Annotated in this window: 4 protein-coding genes; all 4 read right to left on the reverse strand. The window is 36.9% G+C overall.

Going from position 1 to position 7,016, the window contains the following annotated elements; translation table 11 throughout:
• Positions 1-5: 5 nt before the first annotated feature.
• Positions 6-3,269 carry a hypothetical protein gene (locus AC0N32_RS19595; RefSeq protein WP_476395519.1) on the reverse strand — a complete coding sequence of 1,088 codons (3,264 nt, stop codon included), beginning with the start codon at positions 3,267-3,269 and terminating at the stop codon, positions 6-8.
• Positions 3,269-4,831 (reverse strand): T9SS type A sorting domain-containing protein, encoded by a 1,563-nt coding sequence (locus AC0N32_RS19600; protein ID WP_476395520.1) that lies wholly within the window; start codon positions 4,829-4,831, stop codon positions 3,269-3,271. The genes AC0N32_RS19595 and AC0N32_RS19600 overlap by 1 nt, the downstream gene beginning before the upstream one ends.
• 936 nt (positions 4,832-5,767) lie before the next feature.
• Positions 5,768-6,193: a hypothetical protein gene (locus AC0N32_RS19605; protein WP_476395521.1), complete on the reverse strand. Its 426-nt coding sequence runs from the start codon at positions 6,191-6,193 to the stop codon at positions 5,768-5,770.
• A 347-nt stretch (positions 6,194-6,540) separates the two neighbouring features.
• The coding region (locus AC0N32_RS19610; RefSeq protein WP_476395522.1) for a hypothetical protein at positions 6,541-7,016 on the reverse strand (476 nt) is incomplete at its 5' end.

Genomic DNA, 7,016 nt, shown 5'->3' on the forward strand with positions numbered 1-7,016 from the left:
CGGTATTAGTTTTTGTAGTGGTATTTGAATTCTTTTAAAAGCTTTCCGCTCTGGCTTCCTTCCCTGATTTCCATTAACCGGTTGGCGGAATCATACAGGTAGACTTCCCTTACGCCTGAAGGCGGAGTGATGCTTCTGACACCGATAAGGGGATCATATGTGTAGGTGGTAATCTGATAGCCCGCCATGGTGGTATGGTTCCTGAAAGTATTTAATGCCGATAAAAATGCCGATTCGTCATTATTCTGGATGGCAGCCGCATCGCTATCCGAAGCACTGACAATGGCACTAATCAGGCTCTGGCTGATATCCGAAAGCCTGGCTCCGGTAATTTGAGCGATAGGCTGGGTGTTGTTGTATCCCCAGATGATGGCTGTAGAGATCCCGTCTTTCGTGGTATACTGCAGCGGGTGTCCTTTACTGTCGTATTTATCGTAAAGGATTTGAGCAGATACCACTGTAGGGAACTGAAGATCATACGAAACAGAAGAGGTCGGAAGAAGGAGATTTCCGGTCTGGGTGGTAGGCAGTGACGTTGGGTATATTGTTTTGGTCTTGCCCAACGTCTTGGTCGTTCCGCCCAGGGTCTGAGTGGTCGTTATTTCCAAAGGGATGCCGATCATATTCCGGTCGATCATCAGCTGGCTCCCCTGATCATGAGCATAGCTGTAGCCTGTAATATCAAAAGATCCGTCTTTATAGGTATTTTTCGTTGACATCAGGTTAATGGGTTTGTTGATATCGGTATCGGAATAGGTGTAATCGGTAACGGTCTCCACCACCTTGTTGTTTTTAAAGTATTCGATAATCTTCGACTGTTTTTTTTCTATTGCTCCTCCATAAATGGAAACTGGATAATATTCTAGTTCATAACTTGTAAGATCAGGATTTAAACCGTGTGAAGTATGATACTTGGCAAGAAACAAGTCCATCCCGAAAGCTATTTCATCAGGATTTCCCATTGTAAAGCCGGACTTCGTATTTTTCAGGGGATTAAACTCGTAACTAAAAACTTCTTTTCTTAAAGTATCACTGCCTTTTTTATAAATCGTTTTCAGAGGAAGGCCGTACTTCCAGGATATATAAGCTTCATTACCGCTTCTATAAATACTATTTGCATTTTTATCATCAGTGAAGGTATAGATTGTTTCTCCCAGGCCGTTACGCTCGGTCACCTCAGAGTACGTTACAATATTGGAAGAATTGTACGAAGTGAAAGCATTCCCTGCAGTCTGCACCTCTGTAACTTTATGAACATAATCTTGGCCGGAAACAGGACTTTCTTCACTGCCCTGACCTGGAATCAGACCAGTTTTAGGCTCAGCAACTCTGTAATAAGGTTTATAATAGCTGAACTGCTTTTTTAAGGTTCCTGATTTGTTATAATCATAATAAAAAACATTAGATACATTCGCCTGATCAATATCTTCGATCCGCTTTACTCTTAACCCGCCGGTAATTTCCTCGGTAATAGCAGTCCAAGTCTCATCATATTCCCTAAATAAAGATATCTGACAGGTACAGTTGCCGGCTCTCTTAAGCTGTAAGGTAATAGGCTGTCCCGTGTTATTGATAACTCCTGAACTTCCATTCAGATGAAAACCAATTGATGGCATATTGTTACTGGTTATGGTTCCGCTACACACAGTAAAAGGTCCCTCAGGAATTGGTGGTGGACTAGTATTATTCGTACAATCACTTAAGAAGTTATATTTTACATTCTGATATAAAGGATCAATAGTCTTTGTTTCCGTAAGTGTATATAGCTCAGGATGAATGCTGGTATCGGTATAAATTTCCCCCAGGATTTCAGTATGATGTTCTGTGCCCGTTACACTGAAAGAATAACGATTATTTTCGTAATACAATTTTTTTATTGCCCCTGTCGGATATTTAATACCGGTAAGTACGCCCAATTGGGTAAAAGTAGAATCTGTGCGTCTGTTTCTGCCATATCCATCGCCGGGAATAGACAAACCAGTGGGAAGGTTTGTGTTAGAAGTTGTGGTGGTATTAAAATATCCATACAAATCATCCGAATTGCCGTTTCTGGCAGGAAGAATCTTTTCTTCGTTGTAAGTAAAAATATGTTTGGTATTGTTAAAATCGTCCACTTTTTCAAGGAGCTTCAGTCTATAGCCTTCATATGTAGGATTTGATCCTGTTGGTTCAAAATAGGAATAATTTAAAGTCACTTTCCTAACGATTTCCCCACCTGAGTTTTTAACAATGATTCTCTTAAGGGCAAGCCCTCCTGTATCAGAATTCAAATCTTTTCGGTACATAGCATCCGGTGTCGTTAGAAGGCTTTCATCACCGGAATATAAAAAATTGACCTCTCCTTCCGGAAATACAATTTTTGTTATCAGACTTTCTATATTGTTTTCACTGTTCTCAACTATTGGAGGATTAGGATTCAGATAGGGGAATGAATCAAATCCGGCAGGAACGTGGTTGTCGTTGGCCGTGATGATATACTTTTTCTCATATTTTGTTTTCTCTTTGTATTTCTGTTGCTTGAGGTACTCAAATTTTAAAAGTTTACCCCCCGCAGTCTTAATGCTATCTACTAAAAAAAGATTTCTTGAGAGTTGAGGCTGTGTTCCAACACCTTTCGAAACAACCAAATTGCGGGCAGAAAGCCAATATACAGTACCTTTTGTATCTGATATTTTAAAACTTGGTGCTACCTTTTCTATTTTGATATCTTCATGTGGTATTGTATATCCTAAATTGTTATTGATAATAAAATTACCACTTAGCCCGGGTAAATTATAGGAATATAGATCCGGTTTTAAATCATATAGACCTGTATTGAGAAGATCAAGGCTTTCCTGCTGTGTCGGATTGCTGGGATCAATGTTGGTGAGAACAGAAGTTGCATGATTAATATCCTTAAAAAATAAACTTGCCAGATCATCATCTTTATCAAATATACTTTTTGTAACGCTGTTAGGTATCGATAATGCCCAGCCTAATCCTACAGTACTGGCAATCTCATTCTGTTTAATCCCTCCGGTATTATAAGTGAGATTAATAGGAATACTAAAATCACCTGTTTCAATACTGTAAATAGGCAGACTTATATTAGCCTTTCCATTAAACAGATCCATCGGTAATTTTCCTACTTTATCCATAGCATAAGCATTAGGAGAGGTTGGATAAGAAAGAATCTGTTTGTCTATCTGCGAATTGCCTATGGTCTGTTGACTATACAAAGCCAAGGAGCAAAGTAAAGTAAAGAAGATATACGTTATTTTTTTCATCATTATTTTTTTATCAGTTTAGCACTCGCTGTTTTATTATCATTGGTTTTCACGCTCACCAGGTACGCACCCTGCACCAGAGCCTGCGTATTGATTTTAGTCACTTTATTCTTTGTTTTCAGGCTCTGCAACTGTCTTCCACCCATATCATACATCACAATATCCGCTTCCTTAAAGTCAAACCCTATTTCCACATACGCATATTCACTCACCGGATTCGGGTAGATCCTAACGTCCTGCTTTTCAATCAGCTGATCAATTTGTTTGTCACCCAGCTTGACAATTTTCCAGTTCTCTTTTCCCAGTTCCTCGGCACTCGTTCCGGCCAACACAATCGAACCATCCCTGTTCAGTTTAATATCCGAAAGCCTTTCTTCTCTTTTTCTCGATTCACCTTTTACGTGTTTTCTCCACTGCTCATTTCCATTTTGGTCCAGGTACAGCATCCAGAACGTTTCATCGTCACTTTCAATCCTTCCTTCTGCCTGCGTATAACCGCCCAGCAAAATCCCTTTAGTCAGGTTGCCGGATTCCCCTCCTTTGGAGGGGCCAGGGGTGGATATCACACTCATTCCCATCAGTACATCCCGGTTCTTGAAATTGTAGGACTTCTGCCAGATTTCTTCCCCTCTTTCATCCAGGGAAATCAGCCATAAGTCCGTTCCTTCTTCAATACCGACGGTTTTATTGCCCGATCTCTCGGATCTCGATTCTCCGCCGATTAAGTAGCCTGTGGAAGTCAAAGCAAGGGTTCTCAAATGATCATCTCCTTTACCTCCGAAATTCTTTTCCCATTCCACTTTGCCGTCTTTGGAAAGCTTGATGATCCAGTAATCGCCTTCGCCGAAGTTTTCGGTCTTCTTTGATTCACCCACATTACTTCTGGAATAAACGCCCAATAAAGCACCGCCGTCTTTGGTCGGGATCATCTTCTCCACTTCATCCAGGCCTTTTCCGCCCAAAACCAATTGCGATAATTCCTTTCCGTTTTTATCAAGTCTGATGATAAGAACGTCTTTGGAGCCATAGCCTTTTTCTGAATTCTGAATGTTGCCTGCCACAAAAAATCCCATATCCGTCGTCTGGATCACCGCCCGGGCTTCTTCATCCGAAGCCCCGCCAATGGTTTTCTGCCACAATTCGTCCCCAAATTCATTGATCCGGATGAGCCAGATGTCAGATCCTCCCCTACAATCATCTTTTTTATCAAGGCCCTTCGCTGAATAAGAAGTTCCTGCCAGAACGAATCCACCTTCCTGTGTATTCACCGTCGCGGAAAGAAAATCATGGTTCTGTCCCGAGAAATATTTTTCCCAGACCTCTTCACCCTGCTGGTTTAACTTAACCAAATGAAAATCGTAACCGTTGTTTTGCTTGCTTTCAGACGATAATTTATCTGACTGAATCGAGCTTCCTGAAATCAGATATTGACCGTCGATGGTTGTTGTAATCTGGGAAAGAAAATCCTGGGTCGAAGATTTGATGTCTTTTTGCCAGATGACTTCCTGGGCGGAAACGCCGAGGACCGAGCATAAGAACAATGCTCCTGCGTAGATTTTATACATCCTTTAGTTTATTTCGAGTGTTGATTATTAATTTTTAATATTGCACAAAAATATTCTTTTTTATCAATGTTTAAAAGAAATTCAATATCAATTTATTATGAATTTAAGCAGACCAATCTGCGTCAAGCAGACATTAGATTTTCATAGGCTTGGGTTTGGCCGAAAGTAGCATAACTTTCCACACCTGCCAATTATAAAAGTATAAATATATGTGATAAAAAAATAATTTTAGAAATCTAGTCATTTACTTTTCATTTCAACAGTCGTACATTTCCCAAATGGTCTACATAGTTGTAAATATACTTGTTATTTTCAATATTTAATTAAACCCACAGCTTTTGCGGTGGGTTTGTTTGTTCTATAAGCATAAACGGAATATACGCCATCCACCGCAAAAAAAGGAGGGTTTATTTATTATCTGTTCAAAATCTAGAGACTTTGCATAGCGGGGAATACCAACAATTTTGATACGTTATCGGATTTGTATTAAATACATACTTTTAGTACTGTCAATTTTAAGATCTCATACGAACTATTAACATCATCATTTCTTGTAGATAATTTATTACTAGAACAACAACTCATTACCAGGATTATTATTAAAAATGATATAGCTTTCATTTATTTTGTTTTTGGTTTAATTTCGACAGTTCTTAATGATTTTGACTCTCTAACACCATTTACTTGTCTGTATCCGCACTGTCCCCAATGTTTAATACAAATCTTACTCCTCCTTTTCAGAGGATCATCATTCATTAAATCATGTATAGTCATAAATCGATAGTATTAAGAAAAAAATTAATACAATCCTTTTTGTATAATACATCAATATTTCAGGACAGGACATTTCAACTCATTAAAACCACCGCAAAAAAACGGTGGTTTATTTTTATCTGCTAAAAATTGGAAAACTTTGCGAAACGGGAATATTACAGATTATTTTTTGAGTTTAACTTCGTTGTCTATATTTAAACCACACATATTTAAACAATCTTCATAAAAAATTCTCTTCATTTTACTTGTCCAAACTATTTTTCCATCAACTAACTCTATATGTGAATTTTTTTTGGGCTCGTGCTCTGGCATATAAACTGAAACTGATTTTTTTAATTTAAAATGATAAGTTTTACCAGTTTCTAATTTGTATTTATATATTATATTATCTTCATCACTACAGATTTTAGATATAGAGAATACCCCTTTTACCGTTTTATTTTTGAAATATATTATAAAGTTATTTTCTGTTAAGTCAATTTTTTCAACCTTTGCAACTAAAATAATTTCATTTTGTTGTAATTGAAACGAGCTGCTAAGAAAAAGAAACACAAAAAAACTTAAAAATATTATTAATAATTTTCTCATTGTATATAAGTTTTAAAACGACCTAAAGATGTTTTTTCTTTGGTTTTACTATTAGTATAAATATATTCTTCTGTAAAATATCTCTTATCTTTAGCGTATATTTCCTATGGTGTCCTTGATTTCCAATGCACCACTGCTGTTTTTAGCATAGCTCACCCTTGCATTTCCCAAATGATCTCTGTACTGGTAACTATAACGGTTTCTGTGAAACTGTAAAATCCTTCTGCCGTCGGTACAAAATCAAGAATTAATGTAAAGGTTAATGAACCGGGAAAGGTTGAGTTAATAATTTCTGGATCTTTAACACGTCCTGTTCATATGCTACGCTGGTCCTGCGCCAAATCTGATTACTTTATTTGAATTGATTTCTTCAATTTGAAGAAATTTAAACTATCAATTCCTTTTAATGGATGAAGCGTATAGACAGAAAAGTTATTTTTCTTTCCATCAACATTTTCAAAATATATGCCCATTTGTCCTTTTTTACTTTTCTTAGGCAACATAACTTTTGCTAGATGATTATTGATTGTATCATAGTAATAATAATTATCTAGAAAAACTCCTTGATTATTGTCTAATTCTTTATTAGTAGAAAATACTATGCTTTTGTCAAAAGAATTTTCTTTTAAAGTTTTATAGATTAGGCTATCATTAACTATAATCTTCGATTCATTAAAGGGATTATTATAAGCTCCGTATTCAAAATATATTGTGTCAGAACTAGATGTTATAAAAGATGTTATTTCAGAGTCTATACCTTTTATATTTCTTTTTTTCCAATTTTTTGGCACTTCAAAAATAACTTTTCCTATAGTTTCCTTTT

Source organism: Chryseobacterium endophyticum (assembly GCF_056333165.1).